This window comes from Paeniglutamicibacter psychrophenolicus (assembly GCF_030812255.1).
GTDB lineage: Bacteria > Actinomycetota > Actinomycetes > Actinomycetales > Micrococcaceae > Paeniglutamicibacter > Paeniglutamicibacter psychrophenolicus_A.
The window spans coordinates 57,892-82,740 of sequence record NZ_JAUSSH010000003.1; the positions used below are offsets into that span (position 1 = coordinate 57,892).

The 24,849-nt window shown below is 67.0% G+C and carries 24 protein-coding genes, 1 tRNA gene and 1 other RNA gene; 14 read left to right on the top strand and 12 right to left on the bottom strand.

Going from position 1 to position 24,849, the window contains the following annotated elements; genetic code table 11:
• Nucleotides 1–119: 119 nt before the first annotated feature.
• Nucleotides 120–845 carry a FadR/GntR family transcriptional regulator gene (locus J2T21_RS06425; RefSeq protein ID WP_307579673.1) on the bottom strand — a complete coding sequence of 242 codons (726 nt, stop codon included), beginning with the start codon at nt 843–845 and terminating at the stop codon, nt 120–122.
• A gap of 212 nt (nt 846–1,057) precedes the next feature.
• Between J2T21_RS06425 and gndA the strand changes: the two genes are divergently transcribed.
• The 5 genes from gndA to J2T21_RS06450 all read left to right on the top strand — a co-directional run bounded on the left by gndA (nt 1,058) and on the right by J2T21_RS06450 (nt 7,466).
• Entirely contained in the window at nt 1,058–2,497 is a 1,440-nt protein-coding gene (gene gndA, locus J2T21_RS06430; RefSeq protein WP_307579675.1) for an NADP-dependent phosphogluconate dehydrogenase, read from the top strand.
• 204 nt (nt 2,498–2,701) lie between these two features.
• Nucleotides 2,702–2,977 carry a helix-turn-helix domain-containing protein gene (locus tag J2T21_RS06435; RefSeq protein WP_307580057.1) on the top strand — a complete coding sequence of 92 codons (276 nt, stop codon included), beginning with the start codon at nt 2,702–2,704 and terminating at the stop codon, nt 2,975–2,977.
• Nucleotides 2,977–4,383, top strand: a complete 1,407-nt coding sequence (locus J2T21_RS06440) for a type II toxin-antitoxin system HipA family toxin (RefSeq protein ID WP_307579677.1) — start codon at nt 2,977–2,979, stop codon at nt 4,381–4,383. Before J2T21_RS06435 ends, J2T21_RS06440 begins: the two co-directional genes overlap by 1 nt.
• Nucleotides 4,384–4,700: 317 nt before the next feature.
• On the top strand, nt 4,701–6,413 hold the full coding sequence (locus J2T21_RS06445; protein ID WP_307579679.1) for an FAD-dependent oxidoreductase: 1,713 nt from the start codon (nt 4,701–4,703) through the stop codon (nt 6,411–6,413).
• Between the two features lie 48 nt (nt 6,414–6,461).
• A complete protein-coding gene (locus tag J2T21_RS06450; protein ID WP_307579682.1) occupies nt 6,462–7,466 on the top strand; it encodes an aldo/keto reductase family protein in 1,005 nt (334 codons plus the stop codon).
• A gap of 17 nt (nt 7,467–7,483) precedes the next feature.
• Here J2T21_RS06450 and J2T21_RS06455 read toward each other — a convergent pair whose 3' ends face one another.
• From J2T21_RS06455 to msrA, 4 genes are all read right to left on the bottom strand, one after another.
• Nucleotides 7,484–8,515 (bottom strand): NADPH:quinone reductase, encoded by a 1,032-nt coding sequence (locus tag J2T21_RS06455; RefSeq protein ID WP_307579684.1) that lies wholly within the window; start codon nt 8,513–8,515, stop codon nt 7,484–7,486.
• Nucleotides 8,516–8,692: 177 nt separating this feature from the next.
• Complete coding sequence (gene epsC, locus J2T21_RS06460; RefSeq protein WP_307579686.1) at nt 8,693–9,277, bottom strand: serine O-acetyltransferase EpsC; 585 nt, start codon at nt 9,275–9,277, stop codon at nt 8,693–8,695.
• 126 nt (nt 9,278–9,403) lie between these two features.
• Nucleotides 9,404–10,339 carry a cysteine synthase A gene (gene cysK / locus J2T21_RS06465; protein WP_307579688.1) on the bottom strand — a complete coding sequence of 312 codons (936 nt, stop codon included), beginning with the start codon at nt 10,337–10,339 and terminating at the stop codon, nt 9,404–9,406.
• A gap of 98 nt (nt 10,340–10,437) precedes the next feature.
• Entirely contained in the window at nt 10,438–10,980 is a 543-nt protein-coding gene (gene msrA, locus J2T21_RS06470; RefSeq protein WP_307580059.1) for a peptide-methionine (S)-S-oxide reductase MsrA, read from the bottom strand.
• 201 nt (nt 10,981–11,181) lie between these two features.
• Between msrA and J2T21_RS06475 the strand changes: the two genes are divergently transcribed.
• Entirely contained in the window at nt 11,182–12,270 is a 1,089-nt protein-coding gene (locus J2T21_RS06475; protein ID WP_307579690.1) for a Nif3-like dinuclear metal center hexameric protein, read from the top strand.
• A gap of 122 nt (nt 12,271–12,392) precedes the next feature.
• Here the strand turns inward: J2T21_RS06475 and J2T21_RS06480 are convergent, their stop codons facing one another.
• Nucleotides 12,393–12,926 (bottom strand): hypothetical protein, encoded by a 534-nt coding sequence (locus tag J2T21_RS06480; protein WP_307579692.1) that lies wholly within the window; start codon nt 12,924–12,926, stop codon nt 12,393–12,395.
• A 693-nt stretch (nt 12,927–13,619) separates the two neighbouring features.
• Here J2T21_RS06480 and J2T21_RS06485 point away from each other — a divergent pair.
• From J2T21_RS06485 to J2T21_RS06495, 3 genes are all read left to right on the top strand, one after another.
• Entirely contained in the window at nt 13,620–15,389 is a 1,770-nt protein-coding gene (locus tag J2T21_RS06485; RefSeq protein WP_307579694.1) for an HNH endonuclease signature motif containing protein, read from the top strand.
• 226 nt (nt 15,390–15,615) lie between these two features.
• Nucleotides 15,616–16,356, top strand: coding sequence for a zinc ribbon domain-containing protein (locus J2T21_RS06490; protein WP_307579696.1), 741 nt, complete (start codon nt 15,616–15,618; stop codon nt 16,354–16,356).
• On the top strand, nt 16,344–16,844 hold the full coding sequence (locus tag J2T21_RS06495) for a VOC family protein (protein ID WP_071214933.1): 501 nt from the start codon (nt 16,344–16,346) through the stop codon (nt 16,842–16,844). Before J2T21_RS06490 ends, J2T21_RS06495 begins: the two co-directional genes overlap by 13 nt.
• Here J2T21_RS06495 and J2T21_RS06500 read toward each other — a convergent pair.
• Nucleotides 16,841–17,629, bottom strand: a complete 789-nt coding sequence (locus J2T21_RS06500) for a YaaA family protein (protein WP_307579697.1) — start codon at nt 17,627–17,629, stop codon at nt 16,841–16,843. The genes J2T21_RS06495 and J2T21_RS06500 overlap by 4 nt on opposite strands.
• Nucleotides 17,630–17,754: 125 nt before the next feature.
• On the opposite strand from J2T21_RS06500, the gene rnpB reads away from it, so the two are divergent.
• The 5 genes from rnpB to J2T21_RS06525 all read left to right on the top strand — a co-directional run bounded on the left by rnpB (nt 17,755) and on the right by J2T21_RS06525 (nt 21,677).
• Nucleotides 17,755–18,120, top strand: an RNA gene (gene rnpB, locus J2T21_RS06505) — RNase P RNA component class A.
• Nucleotides 18,121–18,442: 322 nt separating this feature from the next.
• The gene (locus J2T21_RS06510) at nt 18,443–18,655 is read left to right on the top strand and encodes a hypothetical protein (RefSeq protein ID WP_071214935.1); all 213 of its coding nucleotides are present in this window, start codon (nt 18,443–18,445) and stop codon (nt 18,653–18,655) included.
• 65 nt (nt 18,656–18,720) lie between these two features.
• The gene (locus tag J2T21_RS06515; RefSeq protein ID WP_071214936.1) at nt 18,721–19,038 is read left to right on the top strand and encodes a hypothetical protein; all 318 of its coding nucleotides are present in this window, start codon (nt 18,721–18,723) and stop codon (nt 19,036–19,038) included.
• Complete coding sequence (locus J2T21_RS06520; protein ID WP_307579699.1) at nt 19,023–20,036, top strand: alpha/beta hydrolase family protein; 1,014 nt, start codon at nt 19,023–19,025, stop codon at nt 20,034–20,036. The genes J2T21_RS06515 and J2T21_RS06520 overlap by 16 nt, the downstream gene beginning before the upstream one ends.
• Before the next feature lie 180 nt (nt 20,037–20,216).
• Nucleotides 20,217–21,677: a glyceraldehyde-3-phosphate dehydrogenase gene (locus tag J2T21_RS06525; RefSeq protein WP_307579701.1), complete on the top strand. Its 1,461-nt coding sequence runs from the start codon at nt 20,217–20,219 to the stop codon at nt 21,675–21,677.
• 234 nt (nt 21,678–21,911) lie between these two features.
• On the opposite strand, the gene J2T21_RS06530 is transcribed toward J2T21_RS06525, so the two are convergent.
• From J2T21_RS06530 to J2T21_RS06550, 5 genes are all read right to left on the bottom strand, one after another.
• Entirely contained in the window at nt 21,912–22,751 is an 840-nt protein-coding gene (locus J2T21_RS06530) for an acyltransferase domain-containing protein (protein ID WP_307579703.1), read from the bottom strand.
• A 92-nt stretch (nt 22,752–22,843) separates the two neighbouring features.
• Entirely contained in the window at nt 22,844–23,416 is a 573-nt protein-coding gene (gene def, locus J2T21_RS06535; RefSeq protein WP_307579705.1) for a peptide deformylase, read from the bottom strand.
• A gap of 219 nt (nt 23,417–23,635) precedes the next feature.
• A tRNA-His gene (locus J2T21_RS06540) sits at nt 23,636–23,711 on the bottom strand.
• A 139-nt stretch (nt 23,712–23,850) separates the two neighbouring features.
• Nucleotides 23,851–24,468: an oligoribonuclease gene (gene orn, locus J2T21_RS06545; RefSeq protein WP_083411241.1), complete on the bottom strand. Its 618-nt coding sequence runs from the start codon at nt 24,466–24,468 to the stop codon at nt 23,851–23,853.
• Nucleotides 24,469–24,508: 40 nt separating this feature from the next.
• Nucleotides 24,509–24,682 carry a hypothetical protein gene (locus tag J2T21_RS06550; protein WP_307579708.1) on the bottom strand — a complete coding sequence of 58 codons (174 nt, stop codon included), beginning with the start codon at nt 24,680–24,682 and terminating at the stop codon, nt 24,509–24,511.
• Between the last annotated feature and the right edge of the window lie 167 nt (nt 24,683–24,849).

Genomic DNA, 24,849 nt, shown 5'->3' on the forward strand with positions numbered 1-24,849 from the left:
CAGGGAACCTGGACATGGCCCCAGCATAGCTCCGGCGCCCCCGGTTTCTCATCCCCGCGCGGACATTGATTCCCGCAGGTGCGCGGGCCGCGGCCCGCGCACCTGGAACGGCTGGCGGACTAGGCGCGCGGTTGCGGGAAGAGGCGCGGGGCGTGCGCCCAGACCCCGCAGATCTCCTGGTTGGTGCGGCGCATGATCAATTCCATGGACTCCCGCGCCAGGTGCGGTTCGTGGGCCGAGATCGCATCTGCCACCGCCTGGTGCCAGGCGAGGGCCTCCTCATGCGGACGCTCGGGCATCAATCCCAGTTCGGTGCGCCCGCGCAGCGTCTCGGCGATCGGATTGGCCAGGTTCGCGAACATCTCGTTGCCCGAGGCGGCCAGCACCATCGCGTGGAAGCGGATATCCAGTTCCAGGAACGAGCCCAGGTCCCCGGAACGTCCGGCATGGCGCATCCGGGCCGCCAGGTTCAGCAGCTCGCCGCAGAATTCCGCCGGCGCGTGTTCCGCGGCAAGTTCCGCGGCCATGGGCTCGACGGCGACTCGCAGCTCGGTCAGCGACCGCAATTGCGCCCCCTGGCCGCCCCCGGCCAGCCGCCAGCGGATCACCAGCGGGTCAAAGGGGTTCCAGTCCTCGGGGCCCAGCACCCGGATCCCGACACGCTTGGTGGAGACCACCAGCCCGGCCGAAGCCAGCACGCGGACCGCCTCGCGGATCACCGAACGCGAGACACCCAGTTCGCTTTCCAGCTCTGCGGCCAGGATCACTTCGCCGGCGGGGATGGAACCGTCGACGATGCGGCTTCCGACGTGTTCAATCGCGCGTTGGTGCAAAGACTTGGGCATGAATCAACCTTATCGGTATTCCGGTCCCCAAACGCCCGTGTGACCACGGACGAAAGCGCGCGTTTCCGGGGCAACTTATGGCAACGGCGCGTGTTCGTCTGGCAATGGATGCACCGGACAAACTAAAGTGGAAAGAAGTCACGGAGCCGTGCCCGGTGCTCTTTCGTGCCGGTATCCGCCCGGCCCAGCAAAATCGCAACGATGGAGACTTCATGCCTGCACAGATTGGCGTCACCGGCCTAGCCGTCATGGGCGCAAACCTCGCCCGGAACTTCGCCCGCAACGGATACACCGTCGCACTGCACAACCGCTCGGTCGCCAAGACCGACGCCCTGCTGGCAGCCCACGGCGACGAGGGCGATTTCATCCGCACCGAGACCATGGAGGAACTGGTCGCGAGCCTCGAGGTTCCCCGCCGCGTGCTGATCATGGTCAAGGCCGGCGGCCCGGTCGACTCGGTCATCGACTCCCTGGTGCCGCTGCTCGAAGAGGGCGACATCATCATCGACGGCGGCAACTCCAATTTCGTGGACACCCGCCGCCGCGAGGCCGCGCTGGCCGAAAAGGGCCTGCACTTCGTGGGCGTCGGCGTCTCCGGCGGCGAGGAGGGCGCCCTGCTGGGCCCCTCGATCATGCCCGGCGGCTCGAAGCAGTCCTACGACGCGCTGGGCCCGATGCTCGAAAAGATCTCCGCCAAGGCCATCGACGGCGCCCCGTGCTGCGCCTGGATCTCCACCGACGGTGCCGGGCACTTCGTGAAGATGGTCCACAACGGCATCGAATACGCCGACATGCAGGTCATCGGCGAGGCCTACGACCTGCTGCGCAGCGGCGCCGGCATCGAGCCCGCAGCCCAGGCCGAGATCTTCACCGAATGGAACAAGGGCGAGCTGGCCTCCTTCCTCATCGAGATCACCGCAGAGGTCCTGGCCCACGTCGACGCCAAGACCGGCAAGCCGCTGGTCGATGTCATCGTCGACTCCGCCGGCCAGAAGGGCACCGGCCGCTGGACCGTGCAGTCCGCCCTGGACCTCGGCTCCCCGACCTCGGCCATCGCCGAGTCCGTGTTCGCCCGCGGCCTGTCCTCGCAGCGCGACCAGCGTGCCATCGGCCAGGAGGTCCTGGCCGGGCACGAGATCGCCGTGGAACTGGGCGAAAACTTCGTCGAGGACGTGCGCCAGGCGCTCTTCGCCTCCAAGCTGGTCTCCTACGCCCAGGGCCTGGACATGCTCACCTCCGCGGGCAAGGAATACAACTGGGACCTGGAGCTCGACGAGATCGCCTCGCTGTGGCGCGAGGGCTGCATCATCCGCGCCGCGCTGCTGGCCGACATCACCAAGGCCTACGCCGCCGACGAAAAGCCGGCCAACCTGCTCTTCGCCCCCGCCTTCTCCGAGGCCATCGCCGCCGCGCTTCCGGCCTGGCGCCGCGTGGTCTCCACCGCCGTGCAGCTCGGCGTGCCGGTGCCGGTGTTCTCCTCCTCGCTGGCCTACTACGACGGCCTGCGCCGCAAGCGCCTGCCTGCAGCGCTGACCCAGGGCCTGCGCGACCTCTTCGGCGCGCACACCTACAACCGCGTCGACGTTGAAGGCTCGTTCCACACCCAGTGGAGCGGCGACAAGACCGAGATCGAGGCCGAGGACACCCACTAGTCTTCGGTTCCCATCCCACAGGGGCGGCGCCTCCGGTTCTTCCGGAAGCTCCGCCCCTTCTGGTTTCCCAGTCCGTGCGGCGTCCTGGAGGAAGCACGGTCCTGCACTGCATCCCTGCAGGGCAGTTGAAATAGCGGGATAATGTAGCTATATGTAGACGCTATCAATGCTAGAGTTGGTCAATAGCTACGTTAGGTGGACGAGATGATGGAAATGGAACGGCTCGGTGTGCACCTGCGCGATTGGCGCATCATCCTGGGGCTTTCCCAGGAGCTGGTCGCCGAACGGGCCAACATCTCCCGTTCCACCTTGATCAAGCTGGAGCAGGGGATGGGCGGCAAATTGGAAAACTTCCTGACGGTCGCCAAGGTGCTTGGCGTCAGTGACCGGATCGATGCGGCGGTCGACCCGCTGAATACGGATCTGGGTCGAGCGCGGGCCTACATGCTCAGCCGCCAACGAGCTCCCAGGAGGAACTGATGGCTTCTCGTTCCCGCAGGGAAATTCGAACCATCGACGTCCTTGTCAACGACACCAAGGCCGGCACCATGGAGGTGGAATCCGAACGCCATTCGCCGCTGGAACACATCACGTTCAGCTACGCCGATGCCTGGCTCGGGGAGGGGTCCTCCTTCGAAATCTCTCCGGAATTGCCGTTGCTCCGAGGCGAACAGCGGCCCACCATGGGGCGGGAGATCTTTGGTTCGTTCATGGACGCCGCCCCGGATGCATGGGGGCAGCGGCTGCTGCATGAACAGGCCAGACTTCGGGCAAGAGCCACGAAAACCCCCATGCCAAGCAACACCGCGGTCTCAAGGCTGCTCATGGTCAACGACAAGACCAGGCAGGGGGCACTGCGGTTTCGCGAGAACGGAAACTTCCTTTCCACCTGGGGTGAATCGGCGGGGATCCGTGATGTCACGGAATTGGCCGCCGAAGCAAGGACCTACGAGGAAACCGGCGTCATTGACGAGCGAAACAGCTTGCTCATCGGCGCCGGTTCCTCTCCTGGAGGTGCCCAGCCAAAGGCCTGGATTCGCGATGATGACGGAACGATGCTGCTGGCCAAGTTTCCCAAGACATCGGACCGGGGCAACGTCCAACTCTGGGAAATGGTTGCAATGGTGCTGCAGCAACGGGCCGGCATCCGGGTACAGCCATCCCGGCTGATGCGGCTGAATTCCCACAGCCAGATATTCCTCACCGAGCGGTTCGACCGAGTGGGGGAAACCAGGATCCCCTACATGAGTGCCAGGACAGCGCTTCAGCTGGATACCTACGAGCATCCCAACTATGTCAGGCTGGCACGGGAAATCGCCCTGATATCCGCGTCGCCGACCGCGGATGCCAACGAAATGTTCAGCAGGGCCGCATTCGGGGCCATGGTCAACAACATCGACGACCACATGCGCAACCATGGCCTGCTGCGGCACGAGAGCGGTTGGCGCCTGTCTCCCTCCTTCGACGTCAACCCCATGAGAAGCGGGACATCCGAAACGCCGTTGGTTCCCGACGGGGATGTGTCTGACCGAAATGTCCTGGAGCTCCTTGACCACCTGGACTCTTTCCGGCTCACACGTGCCGCGGCCGTGGATCGGCTTCGTGCAATCAACGCAGCCGTTTCACACTGGGCACAGGATGCATTGGCGCTCGGCGCCGAATCGGATGAGGTCGAATCGATGAAGCTGGCGTTCGAGGGCGCAAACCGTGGACGGGTCCAGGAGCTTAACGCTGGTGCGGAACCGACCGTGATCGACCTCGCTCCGGGGAAAGGGACCCGGTCCGTGACGGGCCCGACCACGGGCGATCGAATCTGGATTGGCCCGCACTACCGGGGCGAAAAACTCGTGCCCGGCCACTTCCGCGCCAAGCCCCAACGGAGCTGAGCCCTTCATCCCGCGGATCGCGATTCGGCCGTCACCGGCCAACCGTCCTCGGTGGGTGCTTCCTCCGCTTCGATGTGGCCTCGGCGCGGTGGGCAAGCGGAGAACCGCCCGGGGCACTTTAGCCGACCTGGATATCAGGCCAGTCGCCGGCCTGCCGAAATGCCCGGCTTCCCCGGCACGACACAAGGCCCGCGGCCACGTTTCGACTGCCGAGGAACCCCGCCCCCCGGCACCCAGGCAGCAGGTGCCCAAGGGTGGGTCGGGTGCCAAAGGCACACGGCAGGACGCGACGCCCACCCATCCATTGACCCCGCATCTTGGCGGGCATAGATTCGGCACATGAGCAGGTTCCCGCAGCACGCAACGCCCGCGACTTTAGCGCCCCGAATCGAGCCCGGGGCCGGACCGCGATGATCGGCATCGACGAACTGCGCACGGTCAAGACCTTTGCCCCGCTGCCCCCGGAGGTGCTGGGCTATCTGGCCGGGGCCGTGGAAGACATCCAGCTTCTGGATGGGGAATACTTCCTGCACGAGGGCGACGAACGCGCCCTGATCGTGGTCATAGAGGGCCTGGTGGAAATCACCAAGGTTGTCGCCGGCATCGAACGGGTCATCGGCACCCGCAAACCCGGCCAGTTCTTCGGCGAGGTACCGCTGACCCTGAGCACCAACTTCCCGGCCAGCGGGCGTGCCGCGGGGGTCGCGAGGATCATCAAGCTCGACGTGGCCGGCTACTACACGCTGGCCGCCATGGCGCCCTCGGTCCCGGAGAAGGTCGGTTCGCTGGCGAGGCGCTACCTCGACTCGCTGCAGGAGCTCGCGGCCGAAAAACCCGATGCGGTGGCCCGCGTGATCGGTCCGCGGCGCCACGCCAGGGTGCGCGAACTATCCACCTTCCTGACCCGCAACCACGTCGCCTTCGAGAACACCACGCTCGAGGCGCCCGAGGACGGGCAGGTGTACCCGGTGCTTGAGCTGCGCGACGGCACCCGGTACGCGGACCCGCCGATGCGCATCGCGGCCCAGGCCGTGGGGCTCGAGGTGGTGCCGTCCGCCACCGACTACGACGTGGTGATCCTCGGCGGGGGACCGGCCGGGCTGACCGCCGCCGTCAACGCCGCGGCCGAGGGCCTGCGCACCGTGGTCATCGAGCAGCTGGCCCCCGGCGGGCAGGCCGGGACCTCCACCCGCATCGAAAACTACACCGGCTTCCCCTACGGGATCTCCGGGGACGACCTGGCCTCCCGCGCGCTGACCCAGGCCACCCGGCTGGGTGCGGAAATCGTCGTCACCCGCACCGCCTGCGGCATCGACGCCGAGTCCCTCCGGGTCGAGCTCGACGGCGGGGACACGCTGGCCGCACGCGCGGTGATCGTGGCCACGGGCGTGGCCTGGCGCACGCTCACCATCCCCGGGGCCGAGCGCTTCCTGGGCAACGGCCTGTACTACGGGGCCGCGCACAGCGACGCGCCGCTGGCCCAGGGCCAGGACATCTTCATCGTCGGGGCGGGGAACTCGGCCGGGCAGGCGGCGATCTTCTTCGCCCGGCATGCCCGCAGCGTCACCATGCTGCTGCGCGGCCCCTCACTGGCCGCCCGGATGTCCAGCTACCTCATCGAGCAGATCGAGGCCACCGCCGTCATCCACGTTCAGCCGAATTGCCGGATCACCGCGCTGCAGGGGGACAAGTCCCTGCACGCCATCGAAATCCTAGACACCCCGAGCGCCACCAGCGAGCTGCGCCCAAGCCCGGCGGTGTTCGTGATGATCGGCGCCGATGCCGTCACCGGCTGGATGCCCGAGCACATCGCGCGCGATGGCCACGGGTTCATCCTCACCGGGCCGGACGCGGCCGACGCCGACGCCTGGGACCAGGCGCGCCGCCCGTTCGCGCTGGAAACCAGCGTGCCGGGGATCTTCGCGATCGGGGACGTGCGCTCCGGCTCGGTCAAGCGCGTGGCCGCCGGGGTCGGGGAGGGCGGCATGTCCATCGCCTTCACCCACCAATACCTTGCCCTGGCCGACTGACATCCGGTCCCCTTGTCCGGCCCGCGGCCCGGGCATAGGCTCGGCCCCATGGACTACCGCTTCCTCGGGGCCTCGGGGCTCAAGATCACCGAAATCACCTTCGGCAACTGGCTGACCCATGGCGCCCAGGTCGACAACGACGTGGCCACCGCCTGTGTGCAGGCGGCGCTGGATGCGGGCATCACCACCTTCGACACCGCCGACGTCTACGCCAACGGGGTCGCCGAGCAGGTGCTGGGAGCGGCGCTGAAGAACCGGCGCCGCGAGTCCCTGGAGGTCTTCACCAAGGTCTACTGGCCCGTGGGACCCAAGGGGCCCAACGACACCGGGCTCTCGCGCAAGCACATCATGGAGGGCATCAACGGTTCGCTGCGGCGCCTGCAAATGGACTACGTCGACCTCTACCAGGCCCACCGCTACGATAACGACACGCCCCTGGAGGAGACCATCTCGGCCTTTGCCGACGTCCTGCGCTCCGGCAAGGCCCTGTACATCGGGGTCTCCGAGTGGAACGCCGAGCAGCTGCGCGCGGGCCAGGCCCTGGCCAAATCCGCAGGTTTCTCCCTGGTGTCGAACCAGCCGCAGTACTCTGCCCTGTGGCGCGTGATCGAGGCACAGGTGGTCCCGGCCTCACAGGATCTTGGCATCTCGCAGGTCGTCTGGTCGCCCATGGCCCAGGGGGTGCTGTCGGGAAAATACCTCCCGGGCCGGCCGCCGCCGGCCGGAAGCCGCGCCACGGACGCGTTGGGCGGGATGAACACCATCGCCGGGTTCCTGGATGCCGGGGTGCTCGAACGCGTGCAGAAGCTCCGTCCCGTCGCCGCCGAGCTGGGCCTGGCGATGTCGCAGCTGGCCATCGCCTGGGTGTTGCAGAATCCCAACGTGGCTTCCGCCATCATCGGCGCCTCGCGCCCGGAACAGGTTGCCGAGAACGCGCGGGCCGCTGGCGTGGTCATCCCGCCGGAAATGATGGCCGACATCGATGCGGCGCTGGGGGACTCCATCGAGCGGGATCCGGCCAAGACCACCAGCCCGGAACAGCGCCCGGCCTGAACCGCGGTCCCCGCCGGCTACCTGGTCTCGGGCACCAGCACGATCTTCCCGCCGATCTCGTGCAGGGGCAGCTGCCGAAGCATCCGGTGTGCGGCCGCCGCGGCCGACAGCGGCAGCACCGCCCCGATCCGCGTCTTGATCCCGCCGCCGGCAAACATGGTGTCCAGGTGGCGTGCCGCGACGGCCAGGTCGCCGACCGCGGCGTTGCTGATCGCCAACCCGTGCAGGGAAATGTCCCGGCGGTACATCGCTCCGGTGTCGATGTCCTGGTGCCCATGGATCCCTGCGCTGTGCACGATCCTCCCACCGATGCGCAGCAGCCGGGCCTGCTCGTTGACCGGCATGTTCCCCGAGGTATCCCAGATGACCGATGCCCCGGCCCCGACGCAGCGGCGCAGCCGATCCGCCAACCCCGGGTCCCGGTAGTCCAGCGTGGTTTCGGCGCCCAGCCCCGCAACCCAGGAGGCGTCCCGGGCCCCGGCCACGGCCACCACCCGACACCCGGCCCCGGCGGCAAGCTGCACGGCCGCGGACCCGACCGCGCCCCCTGCCCCCAGGATGACCACCAGCTCGCCGGCCCCCACCCGCGCCTCGCGCACCAGCCCCAGGTGTGCCGTAGCCGCGCCGTGGAGCACCGAGACGGCGGCAAGCGGGTCCACCCCGTCGGGCAGCCGGTGGACGCGCTCGGCCGGCGCCGCGACATATTCGCTGAAACTGCCCTGCCGCCCGGCATGGCCCATGCTGTTGCACCACACCCGCTGCCCGAGCCGGAACCCGACGGCACCGGCGCCCAGGCCCACCACGGAGCCGACCACGTCGCGGCCCACGATGAACGGGAAATCCAGCTTCGTGGCGTAGGCCCCCGAGCGCACCAGCAGGTCCACGTGGTTCACCGCCACGGCCTCCATGCGCAACAGCACCTGCCCGGGACCCGGCGACGGGACCGGCAGCAAACCGTACTCGATCGCCTCGGCCCCGCCCAGGGTGCGGATGAACGCGGCATGCATGGCATCGGGCACCATCCCGGCCGTGCCTTCGCTCGATTCCACCAGATTCTCCCTCCCTGGCCAGGCCTTTCCCGGCGTCGCTAGCCCAAGCCTCGCCCACGCCGGCGACCCAAGGCAAGAACCTTGCGCTTAACGCACGCGGCGGGCGGAACCGGATCCCCGTGAAGGGAAACGTTCCGCCCGCCGCGCGGGAGCTGGCGCCGGGGTGCCGGGGTGGAGCTAGATCCACATGGCCGGGTCGATGTACTCGGCCGGGTCCACTGCCGGCTTGTGCTCCTCGGCGGTGCGCGGACGGTTCTTCGCCGGGATCCCTGTGATGATCGAATCCGCCGGCGCGTCCTTGACCACCACGGCGTTGGCGCCGATGGCCGAGTCCGCGCCGATCACGATCGGCCCCAGCACCTTCGCGCCGGCACCAATGACCACGCGGTCCCCGATGGTCGGGTGGCGCTTGACCTTCGCCAGCGACCGCCCGCCCAGGGTCACCCCGTGGTAGATCATCACGTCGTCGCCGATCTCCGCGGTCTCCCCGATGACCACGCCCATGCCGTGGTCGATGAAGAAGCGCCGCCCGATGGTCGCCCCGGGGTGGATTTCGATGCCGGTCAGGAACCGGCCGACTTGGGAAATCAGCCGCGCCGGGAAACGCAGGCGCGGGTTCTGCCACAGCCGATGCGTCAGCCGGTGGATCCAGATCGCATGCAGGCCCGAGTACGCCAGGAAGTTCTCGGTCTTGCCGCGTGCCGCGGGATCATGCGCGCTTGCCCCGCGCAGGTCTTCGGCTAGTCGGGAAAGGAATCTCACACCTTGGCCTTTGTTTGTGCGGCGAACCGGCCACCGGCCGGCCCACCGCGGGTGGAGCCCGAGTCGGTGCCGGGGCCCGCGGCGGTTGCCCGCCATCGACCCCCGGCATCGGTCGGATCAGCTGTCTTAGCCACGGATGTCGTCGAAGAGCAGCGTGGAGATGTAGCGTTCGCCGAAGTCGGGGATCACCGCGACGATGAGCTTGCCGGCGTTCTCCTCGCGCTTGGCGATTTCCAGGGCGCCCCAGACGGCGGCGCCGCCGGAGATGCCGCCGAGGATGCCTTCCTGGACGCCCAGCGCGCGGGCGATGGCCACCGAGTCGTCGATCGAGGCGTCGAGCACCTCGTCGTACAGCTCGGTGTCCAGCACCTCGGGAATGAAGTTCGCGCCCAGGCCCTGGATCTTGTGCGGGCCGGGCTTGCCGCCGTTGAGGATCGCCGAGTCCTTCGGCTCCACCGCGACGACCTGCAGGCCGGGCTTCTGCTCCTTGAGGTAGCGCCCGGCGCCGGTGATGGTGCCGCCGGTGCCGATGCCGGCGACGAAGATGTCGATCTCGCCCTCGGTGTCATTCCAGATCTCCGGGCCGGTGGTGGTCGCGTGCACATCCGGGTTCGCGGCATTGGCGAACTGCTGCGCCCAGATCGCGTTCTCGGTGGTGGCGACGATTTCCTTGGCCTTCTCCACCGCGCCGCGCATGCCCTCGGAGCCCGGGGTCAGCACGATCTCGGCGCCGAAGGCGCGCAGCATCACGCGGCGCTCGGTGCTCATGGTCTCGGGCATGGTCAGCACGACCTTGTAGCCGCGGGCCGCGCCCACCATGGCCAGCGCGATGCCGGTGTTGCCACTGGTGCCCTCGACGATGGTGCCGCCCGGGCGCAGGTCCCCGGAGGCCTCGGCGGCGTCAACGATGGCCACGCCGATACGGTCCTTGACCGAGTTGGCCGGGTTGTAGAATTCCAGCTTCACCGCGATCTTGCCCGGCAGCCCGGCACCCAGTCGGTTCAGGCGCACCAGCGGGGTGCGGCCAACAATTTCGGTGACGTCGTTGTAGATCTTCGACATGGTGTCCTTTGTCCTTGGGGTCAATCGGTGCGGGATATGGCGTGCAGCTGGGCTCCGGGGCGTTGCGGCGCGCCGGTGTCCTTGATCCACAAGCCTAGTCAGGACCGGTCGGCGGCGGGCTCGTCGAGCCATGTTGCGTAATATTTCCTCGCCTTGGCCAGCTTCGGGTCGATGATGACGCGGCAGTACCCCTCGGAGGGGAAGCGGTTGTGGTAGTCCTGGTGGATCCCCTCGGCCACGAAGAAGTCGGCCGGCTCCTCGAAGGAGGTCACCAGCGGATCCGGGTAGAGTTGCGCGAACTTGCCCGCGCTTTCGCGGAACAGGGCCTCCTGCGCGGCGTCCAGCGGGAACATCGCCGAGCGGTATTGCGTGCCCACGTCATAGCCCTGCCGGTTCAGCGTGGTGGGGTCGTGGGTCGTGAAAAACATGTCCAGGATGACGTCGGCCGGAACCACCGCGGGGTCGAATGTTACGGCAACGGCCTCGGCGTGTCCGGTATTGCCGCCGCACACCGTGCGGTAGTGCGGCGCCGGATCCCATCCGCCGGTGTAGCCGGAGATGACCGAGGACACCCCGCGGGTGCGCTGGTAGACCGCATCCAGGCACCAGAAGCAGCCCCCGGCCAGCACAAAGGTGCTCAGGAACTGGCCGTCGGGGCCCTGCGTGCGCGGCGGGAAGCGGATGGGGGTGCTGGAGATCGAGAAGTCGTTCACATCTGTGTTCAAGCGCCGATACCCGGATTTCATTCCCGGGCCGTTTCCGCGGCCCCCGGCGGCACGTGGATGCGCAATTTCCGGGCCGCACATGCGTCCATTCGGGGCCGGGGCAGTTACGGTAGAGGCATGCAGAGCAACAAGCAGCAGCCGCACGGCATGCGTATCGTCTCCGGGCCCGCTTCGGCCCAGCCAGCATCCGCCGACACCGCAAACATGGCTGCGGACCCCGAGGGGAGCGGTGCCGCCGGCACCGCCACGGCAACGGAGCCCAACCCCGGACCGGGCACCGCCGAGGTCCCCGTCCTGGATCCGCAGCTGCCCGATCCGGCACCGGTCCAGGACGAGGCGCCCCTGTCCACGCCCACGCTCGGGCAGGTGCTGGTCGCCGTCGAGGAACTCTGGCCGGCGTCGTTGGCCGAGCCCTGGGACTCGGTCGGACCGGTCGTCGGGCGCCCCGAGCGGCCCGTCAAGCGCATCATGTTCGCCGTGGACCCGACCCTGGAGGTCGTGGCCGACGCCGTGGCCCGCGGCACGGACCTGCTGATCACCCACCACCCGCTGCTGCTCAAGCCAGTGAACTCCGTGGCCGCCACCGGGTTCAAGGGCGAGGCGGTGCACCTGCTCATCGAATCCGGCTGCGCCCTGGTCACCGCCCACACCAACGCCGACTCGGCCATCGGCGGGGTCTCCGACGTGCTGGCGGACATCTTCGGGCTCACCGAAACCCAGCCGCTGGCGCCATCCAAGGACGGGCTGCCCGAGGAGGGCATCGGCCGGGTCGGCATGCTGCCCGAGCCGCTGCAGCTGCACGAGTTCGCCTCCCGCGTCTTTTCGGCCATGCCGTCGGTGGCCGGGGGAGTGCGCGTGGCCGGGGAACGGGCCGGCATCGTGCGCAAGGTCGCGGTCTGCGGCGGGGCCGGGGACTCGCTCTTCGACGCGGTCCGCGCCGCCGAGGCAGACGTGTACGTCACCGCCGACCTGCGCCACCATCCGGCCTCCGAGGCCCGCGAGGCCGCGCTGAACGGCAAGCCGTACCTGATCGACGTCTCGCACTTCGGCTCCGAATGGCTCTGGCTGCCCAGCGCCGCCGATGCGCTGAAGAACGTGCTGCAGGACCTGGGGCACGACGTGGAGATCGGGGTCTCGGCGATCAACACCGATCCCTGGGACTTCATTCTAGTAGGATCTGCGGACGAAAAACCTGTCTTGACATGAGTTTTTAGGTCAAAAAATTCTTTCCAAGTCGGCATGTCTCAACGCGAAAAGGCCCTCCCGGAGCAAATCTGGGAGGGCCTGATTCACATATCTTGTCGTGGAATCGGGTTCTTCGAAGGCTCTCAAGGCTTTGTCTTTATACCTAAGTCTCTTTGCATCTCTTCCAGAAGTAGGTGGAGGTCGTTGCGGACTATTTCTCGGACTTCTTGGAACTTATCCGGTTGGGTGCGTAGTCCTATTAGTTGCTTCAACTTAATTGAATGCGCTACTGCGTCCTTGGCGATTTGTTCACTTGCAAGCAATCTGAGGAGCGAGTTCATTGCGACTAGCTCGTTTCTTGAATCTCTCGCGTTTTGAACTCGCGCACTAACACCGGCATCATTCATGCATGAACGGGCCACGGTTGCAAACTTGGAGTATACCGATAGTTTTTCGCCGCGTATCCAGCGTTGTCTTTCGGCCTCTTCATCTTCAGTCCGTTTTTGTCTATCAGCTTTTATCTCCGATTTCTTTGACCAAATGGAGACAAAGCTGGTCAGTGTGGCTCCTCCAAATGCACTAGCAAGAACCGTCAAAACTAAGTTCGGAGGAGTTGTGCTTGCTTGCGCAACCACTGGAGCTACGGTTTCCGTTGCACTGTAAAAGATTTGAAGCATACCGAGAGCATAGAAGAAGACTCTCGCTAACCTGGCGAGAGCCTTCTTCTGTTACCTAATCACGTACCCATACGTGCTTTTCGGCATCATAGGTAACCCAGTATCCGGATGGATTTGCGAGTGACCCCTGAAAAGACTGACGTGCCCCGTCCCACGGTCGGTCTGCGAGTGATCGTCATTCATAGGTCATCTTCCACGACCTGACTTGTTGCGAGTGCGATCCACCGGAATGTAGGACTGACCCGGCTTAGGAGTTGGTGGGAGCTGGGGACCTTTAGGTGCCGTGCGTTCCTGACCTGTACGTCCTCCGCGTGGGCCAATGATCTCCCACTGTGCCGATACGGTTGCCTTGTTGCCGGGCTTCAATGGCTCTGCCATTTCCGCATAGTTCGAAAGTTTATCCACATCTTCAACATTCTGACCAGTAGCTAATGTGCAACAGTTGTGAATTATGTCTCGCTTATAGGTGAAGATGCATCCTTGGGACTTCATTCTGACCCCGTAACCGACTTTCCCGGCCCACCGGCCTCGATGCGGTGCGCGCTCCCCTCCCGGTCCAACGGGGGCAGAGAAGGGCGCACCGCATCCCTTGCGTCCGAGCCGTTCCCGTCCCAGCGGACGGCCTTGGCAGGTTATCCACAGATTTGCCGCAGGTGGTGGCGGACTCCGATGCGGGGGAGCACGATGGATCCCATGGACTCACCGGCCGGCATCATCGACACGGCCCTCGCCGCACTCGGCGGGGCCCTGGGGGCGGGCACCGGAAAAGATTCCGGGCCCGGCACCCCCGTCGATCCGCTGCGGCTGCTCACCATCGTGGACCTGACCGCCCGCCGCGTGCTGGAGGAGGCTGCCGCCTCCACGGCCGGATCCCCGGTCCGGGCCGCGGCACTGGCGCGCGTGGCCGAGGGCCTGTTCCGCACCGGGTCCTACGGGCAGCTGTTGGCCGCAGGCGCCTGCGAGGCCGCCGAGGTCCACACCCTCACCGAGGCACCCCTGGCCCAAACCAACGCGGCGCTCGAAGATCCGGTCGGCTTCGCCACCGGTGCCGTGGGGTTGCCGGCGGATGCAGTGACCGGACCCGACCGCAAGCCCCTGCACCGCGACACCGCGGAGTTCCTCAAGAACCAGCTGCACCTGAGCTATTTCCAGGCCGCCCACCGCGTTTGCACCCATTCCCGCCTGATGGAGCACCCCGGCCCGGACGGCACCACGCGCCCGCCGGCCTTCCCGAACCTGGGCCGGCAACTGGTCGGCGGCTCCTCGGATCCGAAATCCCTGGCCAACGCCGCCGCGAAGCTGGCCGCCCTGGAACCGGTCCTGGAGGCGCAACCGGACCCGGACGCGGCACGCGCCGCTCTGGAGGAACAGGTTGCCCGCGCCGTGCACACCGCCGACGAGGCAGCCGTCGGCAAGTTCCTCAAGCAGGCGGCCGTCGATCTCGGACACACCAGCATTCAACGGCAGGAGGCCGCAAGGGCCCGGTTCGAGGGGTTGCGCTACCGTGGCCTCCGGCCCGCCGGGCACCTCTGGGAGCTGACAACCGATGCCGAGGGGCACGAGTTCCTCTGCACCCTGGCCGACGACCTGAACAATCCGCGCACCGCCTCCGGCGCCCCGACCGCCCCGGAATCCGCTTCCCCGCCGACGCTGCGTGGGGATTCGGAGCTCCCGGGCACTGTCGGCGCCGCCGAGGCCATCGAACCCGTCGAGGACGCCCTGCCGATTCCCGAATGGGCCGCCAACCCAGACACCCCCGCCGGGCAGCGCCCGCGCGAGGGATTCAACGACGTTGGCAAGCCACTGCCATGCGCCAACCCCTACGGGCTTCCCGAGAACGACCTGTACCCCGGCGAGACCCGCGACGAGGCCAACGCCAGGCGCCGCGCCCAACGCCTCTCCACCGCCCTGTTCGAGGCACTTCGCGCCTGGATGGACCCCGCCGCCGCGGATCCCGGGATGCCGTTGAACTCCCGCATCGAATTGTTGGTCATGATCGATTACGCCGCGCTCACCGGGGCCCTGGAAACCGCCGGGTTCACCAGCCACGGCCAGTACATCTCAGCCGCTTCGGCCCGCCGCATGGCCTGCAACGCCGGGATCACACCGGTGGTCGTGGGCGGGGAAAGCCAACCCCTGGACCTGGGCCGACGCAAGCGTTTCTTCACCAAGGGCCAGAAGCGCGCCATCGCCGCCCGCGATCGCGGCTGCGCCAACCCCGGCTGTTCCATGCCCGTGCACCGCACCGAGGTCCATCACATCAAGCCCTTCTCCGAAGGAGGAAAGACCAACGTGAGTTCCGGGCTGTTGCTCTGCATCCGGTGCCACACAGCCTTTCACGCGGGACACTTCAGCATCCGGGTCGTGGACGGAATCCCGCTCGTCGTGCTGCCCAAGTCCCGCGACCCGCTCCAAAGACCCAGGCGGAACTGGGTCTTCCACCCCGAAGCCGCCGCCGCCTGAAACCCGACTCCCGCCAAGGCAACGGCCTTGCCCCAACGCCGTGCCACCGGCTCTCCGCGCCCGCCTCGCGGCCCACGTCCGGGCAGGAACGTGCGCCTTCCGCAGATTCCGGCGGGTCACAATCACCACGACGTACCCGGACTGACTAGGGTTGGGCCTAGGCGGTCACTGATCGCCACGGCTCACCAGGAACGGCAGCGCCACGGCGCGCACAGCGGAGGACACCATGGCAAAGGCAGCACCGGCGGAACAGCTTCGACTCTTGGAGGTGGCGGCGCTCGACTCGCAGGCCACCAAGCTCACCCGACAGATCGCCGAGGCCACCGCCGACGCACAGCTGGCCGCAGCCCAGGCCGCCCTCGCCGAAGCCCGCGCAGCGCAGTCCGAGGTGCAGCTCGAGGTCGACGCCGCGGCCGCGGCACTGAAGGAATCCGAGCGGGCCGTCGAAAAGGTCGTGGCCCACATCGGGAAGGACCAGAAGCGCATCGATGCCGGCGCAGGCACGCACCAGGACTTGATGGCGCTGTCCCACGAGATCGACTCGCTCACCGCCCGCCGCAACGAGCTTGAAGACACCCAGCTTGAGCTCATGTCCGCTCTCGAGGACGTGCAGGAGCGGGCAGCGCAGGCCCAATCCCTCACCGCCACCCGCACCGGCGAACATGCGGAACACCTGGCCCGCCGCGATGCCGCCGTTGCCGCGCTGCAAGACCAGCTTGCCGAATCCCGGGCGGCCCGAGCCACGTTGGTGGCCACCTTCGACGAGGCACTCATCACCATCTACGAGCGGCTGCGCACCCGCAACGGCATCGGTGCGGCCCGCCTCTTCCACGGCACCTCCGAGGCCAGCGGCATCGCGTTGTCCGCGGGCGACCTGGGCGAGATCAAGGCGGCACCGGCCGACGAACTGGTCTTCTGCCCCGACACCGGCGCCATCCTGGTGCGCAGCGACGAATGGGGAGCGTAGGCACCCACGCGGCCCAGGACTCGGTGATTTCGCCTCGTTCCGGTCGGCTGCACCACACGGAGATCTGGGTCCGCGACCTTGCTGCGTCCCGGGCCACGCTCGGCTGGCTCTTCGAGGAAATTGGCTACACGCCGGGGGACTCCTGGAAGGACGGAACCAGCTATGTCGGGGCGCATGACTACATCGTGCTGGAATCGGGTCCCGACGTGCTCGAAGAACCCCATCGACGGAAGGCGCCGGGCGTCAACCACCTGGCCTTCGCCGCCGGATCGCGCCGCAGGGTCGACGAACTCACCGCGCAGGCGCTGTCCCGCGGCTTTGCGCTGCTCTTTGCCGAGACCCACCCGCATGCCGGTGGTCCGGCACACTACGCGTCCTACCTGGAGGACCCGGCCGGGTTTGAAATCGAGTTGGTTGCCGAGGCGCCGGTCAATGACGGACCCCGGGGCGCCGAACCTGCTGCCGCCGGCGGCAATCCGGCGAGCTAGTCGCCGACTGCCCTGAAGGCGTGGTCTTCGGGCAGGATGATGTTCAGCTGGTGCGCCTTGCGTGCGGTGCCGGGCACCAGTTCCGCTTCCCAGCGTTCGCAGGCGGCGGCCAGCAATTCCTCCGGGGTGGTCACCTCGGTGCCGCGGGTGAGCAGGTGCGAGGCCAACTCCCCGCGGGTGTGCTTGGCAAAGTGGGACACGACCTTGCGCACCCCGCCGCGCAGCTGGAACACCGAGACGCTGACGGTGTTGGCCGCCGGCGGAACCCAGGCGGCGGCATAGGTGCTGGAGCGGCAATCAACCACCAGCGAATCGCCGGCCCGCTCCTGGAGCACCGGAGCCAACTTCGGCTTCCACCAGCTGGCCAGCTTCCCGATCTCGGGCAGCTTCACGGACATCGACAGCCGGTAGGCCGGAATCCGGTCGGCAAATCCAACGGCCCCCCAGAGCGCGGAAATCACCAGGATGCTGGAATCCGCACGTGCCCGGGCCGCGGCATCGAGCCGCTCATAGCCCAAGGCTTCGAACAGCACACCGGTGTATACCGTGTGGGCTGCGGCCGCCGGCTCGGTGTGCAACTCGATGTTGCGTGTCACCTCGGCGACCAACGACTTGCCCACGCCGAGCACCTCGAGCGCGTTTTCGGCACCCGACACCTCTGCCAGTGCCTTCAACAGCTCATGGCGGTGCGGGTTCAGTTCGGGGAACTGCAGCTCGTCGGGGTTGAACGGGGAGCCGTTCCCGGCAGGTTGTTTGCCCTCGGAGGGCGGAAGCAGAATCAGCACCGATCCAGCTTAGTCTTCACGTGGCCTTTCCCCTGACTCCGCTACGCCGCCAACCAGGAGATGGCGTTTCCCCGCCTGCCTAGTGTCAAGCTGCAGCCCAAAAGCGACTAGACTTGTTTGCTGGACGGGATGACCAGACGATCGCGTGCCACGCAAGTGGCCCGAGGAACGTCCGGGCTCCGCAGAACAGGGTGGTGGGTAACGCCCACTCGGGGTAACCCGCAGGCTAGTGCCACAGAGAATAGACCGCCCGCATTCGTGCGGGTAAGGGTGAAACGGTGGTGTAAGAGACCACCAGCATTCCAGGTGACTGGAGTGGCTTGGTAAACCCCACCCGGAGCAAGGTCAGACAGACTGCTGGGTTGTTCGCTCAATGCAGTCGGGTGGACCGCTTGAGGGTGTCGGCAACGGCACTCCTAGATAGATGATCGTCACCGTGATTCGGGTAACCGACCGCGGCACAAAACCCGGCGTACGTGTCATCCCGTCCATTCAACGCCGCCGCATCACTTGCAAGCAACGGGGGGCAGCGGCTCTTGCGTGGTCCAGCATGCCGCCGGGATTCCCGAGGACGCCCGGCGCATCACGGGCTGAACGCCATGAAACCGCCACGAATCTTCGCCCGGCGGATGTGGAAGAGCCGTATCAAGGCCGCCCGGCACGCCCAATCATCGAGCAACTCTTGCCGGCGCACCTTCCCGCACAGGCAGAAACGCAGACTTGCCTTCAGCCAGCCGGTGACGGGTTGAGCAGGGTCGATGCCTTGGCTACAATTTTGCCTGCAGATTTCGACGCGATTGAAAGGACTCCACCGTGCACCAGCTGGAATTGATCCGTGCCGCCGCCGAGGACGTGGCCTCCGCACGGATTCTTCTGAACGAACGAATCGAGGCCCTCGAGGCCATCATGGCTGCAGCCCTGGACCACGGGATCCCCGCCGCCCAGGCTTCGGATGCCGCCCAAGCCGCCCAGCTGGCCGCTTCGGAAGAACCACAGGTGACGCCCCGTAGGTTGCAAGTCGCATGAGCCGGAACCGGGCGGCAGCAGGGAGCCGAGCGGCCAGCAGGTGGGCCCGGCATTAGACTCAAGTCATGGAGTGGCTTTTCTGGCTGATCGCGATACCGGTGCTGTGCCTCGGATTGCTCTGGGCCGCCTCGAAGTTCACGTTCCCCACCGATGGTGGAGGAAGCGGCGCCGGTGGCGTCTTCGATGCCTTGAACAACTTTTACCAACCCTCCGGCTCGGCCGCCCAGCAGGCCCGGGAGGAGCAAAAGCGCCAGGTCCATGAGTCCGCCCAGGGGCAGGACCGCGACCCGCTGGCTGGCTTCCCGCACAGCCCTCCCAAGCACCCGCACGAAGCCGCGGACGGTTCCGAGGACACGCCCGGGGAACCATGGACCCCGCGCTAGATCCCGCGCGGGCGCACCGGAACACGGCTGGTCCCGCGCCAATCGAGATCACCTGCGATGATGGCCAGGTCCTGCACGGGCACGTGTTCGAAGCAACGGTGCCCCAGGTCGCTCCCGCCGGCGGCGTACCCCAGGGCGTCGTCGTCATTGCTGCGGCAACCGGCGTGCTCGCCCGCTACTACCGCCGCTACGCTGCTTTCCTTGCCGCGAACGGATTCATCGCGGTGACCTTCGACTACCGCGGCATTGGCGCCTCCGCGCCCGCCACCCTGCGCGGATTCCGGGCCCGCTGGCACGACTGGGGAACCCGGGACATCGATGCCGCGCTGCGTTGGGCACGGACCGGCCACGAAGGCCTCCCGCTGTTCTTCGTCGGCCACAGCTTCGGTGGATTCGGCGTGGGCCTGGCACCTGAATCCCGGCACCTCACCCGCATCCTGACCGTCGGGGCACAGCACGCCCATTGGCGCGACTACGCCACGGGGCACCGCGCACGATTCCTCGCCCGATGGCACCTGTCCATGCCGCTGTCCACGCTGGTGCACGGGTTCTTCCCGGGCAAGCGGCGCGGCTGGCTCGAGGACCTGCCCCGGGGAGTCGCCCTGGACTGGGCGCGCAGCCGGAAGGACTTCACCGGAAACGCACCGGCCGGCCTACGCGAACGGATGCGCGAAGCCCAGCGGGCGTTGCGCACACCGATCCTCGCGGTGGCACCCACCGACGACCCCTATGCCACCGCCTCGGCCATGGCCCGCGCGCTTGCCGGGACCCCGCGGGCACCGGCCAGCACGCACCACCTGGAACCGCGGGACTACGGGCGCGAGGGCATCGGGCACTTCGGGCTCTTTCACGACAGCTACCGCGACACGTTCTGGCGCCAGACCGTCTCCTGGCTCGAGCACGGCATCGACCCGTGGGCGGCAAGCGGAAACCTGCCCGGCACCGGGGAGAGGTTCCCGCCCAGCAGCGGCGCGGGCCCGGCGCCACGACGGGTGTGAGAGACCTCACCGGCCCGTGCCGAAGATCGCCGCGCACGCATACTAGAATGGATGGTGGGCCATAGCGCTCCACGGGGGGAATGATCCTGCTACCCCCTCAAACAACCGCTTCTGCAAAGGTGCTTTAGCGGTAACAACCGGCTAGAGGATCGCCAGCCGGCTGAATCGGAAGGATTTTCAGTGACCCAGCAGTCTGTCGAAGCCCTACAGGAATGGAGCGGGCGCGAAGAGCTCGCCGAGGCCATGATCCCGTTGATCGGGCGCCTGTACCGCAACAACAACGTGGTGACCTCCATTTATGGCCGCAAGCTGATCAACCAGTCGGTCATCAACATCCTGAAGGCACACCGCGTGGTTCGCCGTGTCGAGGGCGAAGAGCTCTCCATCGAGCAGACCATGCCGCTGCTGCAGGCCATTGACGCCCTGAACGTCGGCGCCGTCGCGGTCGACCTGGGCCGCCTGAACAAGAAGTTCGTCGAATCCGGTTCCACTGACCTGAACGCCTTCCTCATCGAGGAACTGGGCGAAAAGGTCGGCAAGGCCGGCGCCACGGACGCCGAGCCGACCGACGTGGTCCTCTACGGCTTTGGCCGCATCGGCCGGCTGCTGGCCCGCATCCTCATCGAACGCGGAGGCTACGGACTGCGCCTGCGCGCCATCGTCGTGCGCAAGGGCTCGGACGACGACCTGGTCAAGCGCGCCTCGCTGCTGCGCCGCGACTCGGTCCACGGCCCGTTCGACGGATCGATCACCGTGGACGAGGAAAACAACACCATCCTCGCCAACGGCACGCTGATCCAGGTCATCTACTCGAACGACCCGGCCACCGTCGACTACACCTCCTACGGCATCGACAACGCCATCGTCGTTGACAACACCGGCCGCTGGCGCGACGAGGCCGGCCTGTCCCAGCACCTGGCCGCCAAGGGCGTCTCCCGCGTGCTGCTCACAGCACCGGGCAAGGGCAACCTGAAGAACATCGTCCACGGCATCAACCACACCGATATCACCGCCGATGACAAGATCGTCACCGCCGCATCCTGCACCACCAACGCCATCACCCCGGTGCTCAAGGCGCTGAACGACCGCTACGGCGTCGTGCACGGACACGTCGAGACGGTTCACTCTTTCACCAACGACCAGAACCTGATCGACAACTTCCACAAGGGCGAGCGCCGTGGACGCTCGGCGGTGCTGAACATGGTCATCACCGAGACCGGTGCCGCCAAGGCCGTGGCCAAGGCCCTTCCGGAACTCGAGGGCAAGCTGACCGGCAACGCCATCCGCGTCCCCACCCCGGACGTTTCCATGGCGATCCTGAACCTGAACCTGGAAAACGGGACCACCAAGGAAGAGCTGAACAGCTACCTGCGCGAGACCTCGCTGGGTGCCGAACTGCACAAGCAGATCGACTACATCGATTCGCCCGAGGTGGTCTCCACCGACTTCGTCGGATCGCGGCGTGCGGGCATCGTTGACGGCCTGGCCACCATCGTCTCGGACAAGAACGCCGTCGTCTACGTCTGGTACGACAACGAATTCGGCTACTCCTGCCAGGTGGTGCGCGTCATCGAAACCATGGCCGGCACCCACCCGGTCGCCGTGCCCGCCATCGCCGCGGTCCAGGTCGCAGGCGTCTAGCAGCACGTCCGCAAGGCGGGCCGCACCCTTCTTCAGAATCGAAGGACGGTGCGGCCCGCTTCGGCTTTAACGCCGAAACCCGGGCATCGGTGGCGTTGCCCGCCGGAATCCCGGGTGCGGGCACGGCGGCAGCCTGGAAGCGGTCGGGCGGAGCTGCCTCCCGGGCCCGAGGGGCGGGACACCGAGTATTCCCCACCCGGTTGCCCTTCGAACCCCACGCATAACGGGCGGGATTCAGCCGACGGGCATCGGCCAGGGCGCAAGACCCTTGCCCACCTGCCATGAACCGCCACCCTCGATGCGTTCGAGCACCACCCGCTGCAGGGACGAGTCCCTCGGCAGCGTTGAGATCTCCGCGTCCGCGGGTACCCGGAAGGTGAAGTACAGCGCGTCGCCCGGCTCCTCGCGCAGCTCGACGTTCGTGAAGCGGGCGGCGAATCCGGCCATGTTCGAGTTCGGCAGTTCGTCGGCAAGATGCGGATCGAGCAGCCAGGAATCGCAGTAGGCATGGTCGATGCGCTGTGCGGGGAAGTGCTCCGCAAAGAAGGTGGCGGCAAGCCGCAGCGACGCATCGACGGAGCCGGGATCCAGCGCTCCGTCTTCGGGGATGTGGAGGCCCACCGCCCAGGGACCGTGTGCCGGGTCGCGGTGCAGGTGGAATTGCAGGCGTCCCAGCCGGAACAGCGAACCGGAAAGGTGCAGGGTGGTCCACCACGCGGTGTCGAGCCCGAAGCCCCCGTGCGTGCGGCGGTACCAGTGCAGTTGCGCACCGATATCCGCCAGGGTCGCCTCGATCACCGCTGCGGGAATCCGCATCCCTTCCATGCGTGCGGCCGCCACCGGGGCGAAGCGCAGCAGCGCCTCGATCCAGGCCCGGGAATCGACGCCGGGCAGCGTCCGCAGCCCCTCGGCCGGGAACGAGCCCCAGCGTGCATCAAGGGCGGCCAGTGCGCTGAGCACCGGTTCCCCGGCTTCGGTGCGCAGCATGGCCGTGCAAGCGGCAACGTCGGGTTCCGGAACGGCGCACAATTCGAGGACCGCCGCAACGATTCGCGGGTGAAGCTGCTCAATCATGGTGACCTGCTTGCTGGCGGGGAGCGCCTGTGGGTGCATCGACGGGGGGCGTGTGCCGCGAGGTATGCCGGCGGCGGGAAACGGCGCTCGGGCTAGTGGCCGAACGGGTCCTCATCGGTGCCGGGCATCCAGGTCAGCCCGGGAACCCCCCATTCGAGGGACTTCTTGGCCTTCTTCCAGCGCCTGGCCCATTTCTCGGGCAGCTTGTCGACGTAGAGGTAACCGTCGAGGTGGTCGTACTCGTGCTGCATGATGCGGGCAAACCAGCCGGTGGCGTCGAAGGCCACCGGGTTGCCGTCGCCGTCGAAGCCCTCGATGCGGGCGAACTCGGCGCGCTTGAGCGGGAAGTTCAGGGCCGGGGCCGACAGACAGCCCTCGATGTCCTCTTCCGGGTCCGGGGCGGCACCGGAGATCTTCGAGAGCGTCAGCACCGGGTTCACGACCACGCCACGGGTGGGGGCATCGTCGTCGTGCGCGTACTCGTAGGTGAAGATGCGCAACCCCACGCCGATCTGCGGGGCGGCCAGCCCGACGCCGTTGGCCGCATCCATGGTGTCGTACATGTCGGTGATCAGGGCACGAAGTTCGTCGTTGAACTCGGTGACTTCCTTCGCGCGCGTGTGCAGCACGGGTTCGCCGTAGATGGTGACCGGTCGAATGCTCAAGACTTCTCCTCAGTGCTTTTTCGTAAAACGGTGTGCGGATGGGGGAGCGGGAGGCCCCGGGCGCGACCAGGTGCGTGGCCAACCACGACGATAGCCCTGCCCGGCGCTGAATCACAACGCCGGACGCCGGGTGGGCTGGTGCCTGACCCGCCCGCCGGAAAAACCGGAACCACGGTGGAATGGCAAAAGCCGCTCCGGATTGATCCGGAGCGGCTTCATTGGGGTGAGTAACGGGGATTGAACCCGCGACCTTCTGGACCACAACCAGACGCTCTGCCGACTGAGCTATACCCACCAAGTTCGCCCTAAGGCTAGTTGTCCTTGGCCCGGAATCTCTTCCGAACTGCTGGGCAACGAGAACTATCTTACACACATATCGAGGTGGAGTGCCAACTCGAAAAGGGCCTCAGGGCCTGTGTTGTGCGACACAGTGCCTAATCGGCTGGCCTTTGGGCAACGATTTGGGCCGCGGCGGCCTTTGCCGACGCGGAATCCGGGCCCGGGGCGGGGACCATGACGGTGGCCCGGTAGTACTTCAGTTCCTCGATGGAATCGCGGATGTCGCCCAGGGCGCGGTGGTTGCCGGTCTTGGCCGGGGCGGCGAAGAAGGCGCGGGGGTACCAGCGGCGGGCCAGCTCCTTGAGGGTGGAGACATCCAGGATCCGGTAGTGCAGGTGGTCGGTGACCTCGGGCATGTCCCGGGCGAGGAAGTTCTTGTCGGTGCCCACGGAGTTTCCGGCCAGCAAAGCCTTGTTGGGCTCCGGGGCGTGGGAGCGGATGTAGTCCATGACGATCTTCTGCGCGTCGGCCATCTCCAAGCCGGCATCCAGCTCGGTGATCAGCCCGCTGCTGGTGTGCATGTTGCGCACGAAGTCGCCCATCTGCTCCATGGCGGCCGCGGGGGGCTTGATCACCACGTCGACCCCGTCACCCAGGATGTTGAGCTCGGCGTCCGTCACCAGGACCGCAACTTCGATCAATGCGTCCGATTCCAGGCTAAGGCCCGTCATCTCGCAGTCGATCCACACAATTTTTTCAGCTGAAATAGGCACGGACCCCAATTTACCCGATGACACCCCGGCGGGGGCCCGGCTACTGCCCGGAGGAGCCGCGCGTTGCCGAGAGCAGCCATAGCATCACAAAGACCGCCAGTCCCGTTCCGGCCAGCGCCATCGAGGCCACCAGGCTCATGCCCAACTGAGGGGAGGCGATGCCCAGCAGCAGGGAGAGGAAGATGCCCCATCCCAGCAGCGAATGGTTGCGCACCGGATTCCGTACGCTCTTTGCACGCCTGCCCACGGTGTGGCCTCGTTTCCGCTTGTGATCGATGTACCTGCTCCAAGCCTATGCAGGCATCCCGGGCGCCGGCTTGTTAGCCACGCCAGCATCCGGGCCGCGGCGGGTGGCCGATGCGTCGGAAAGGGGGTCCGCCC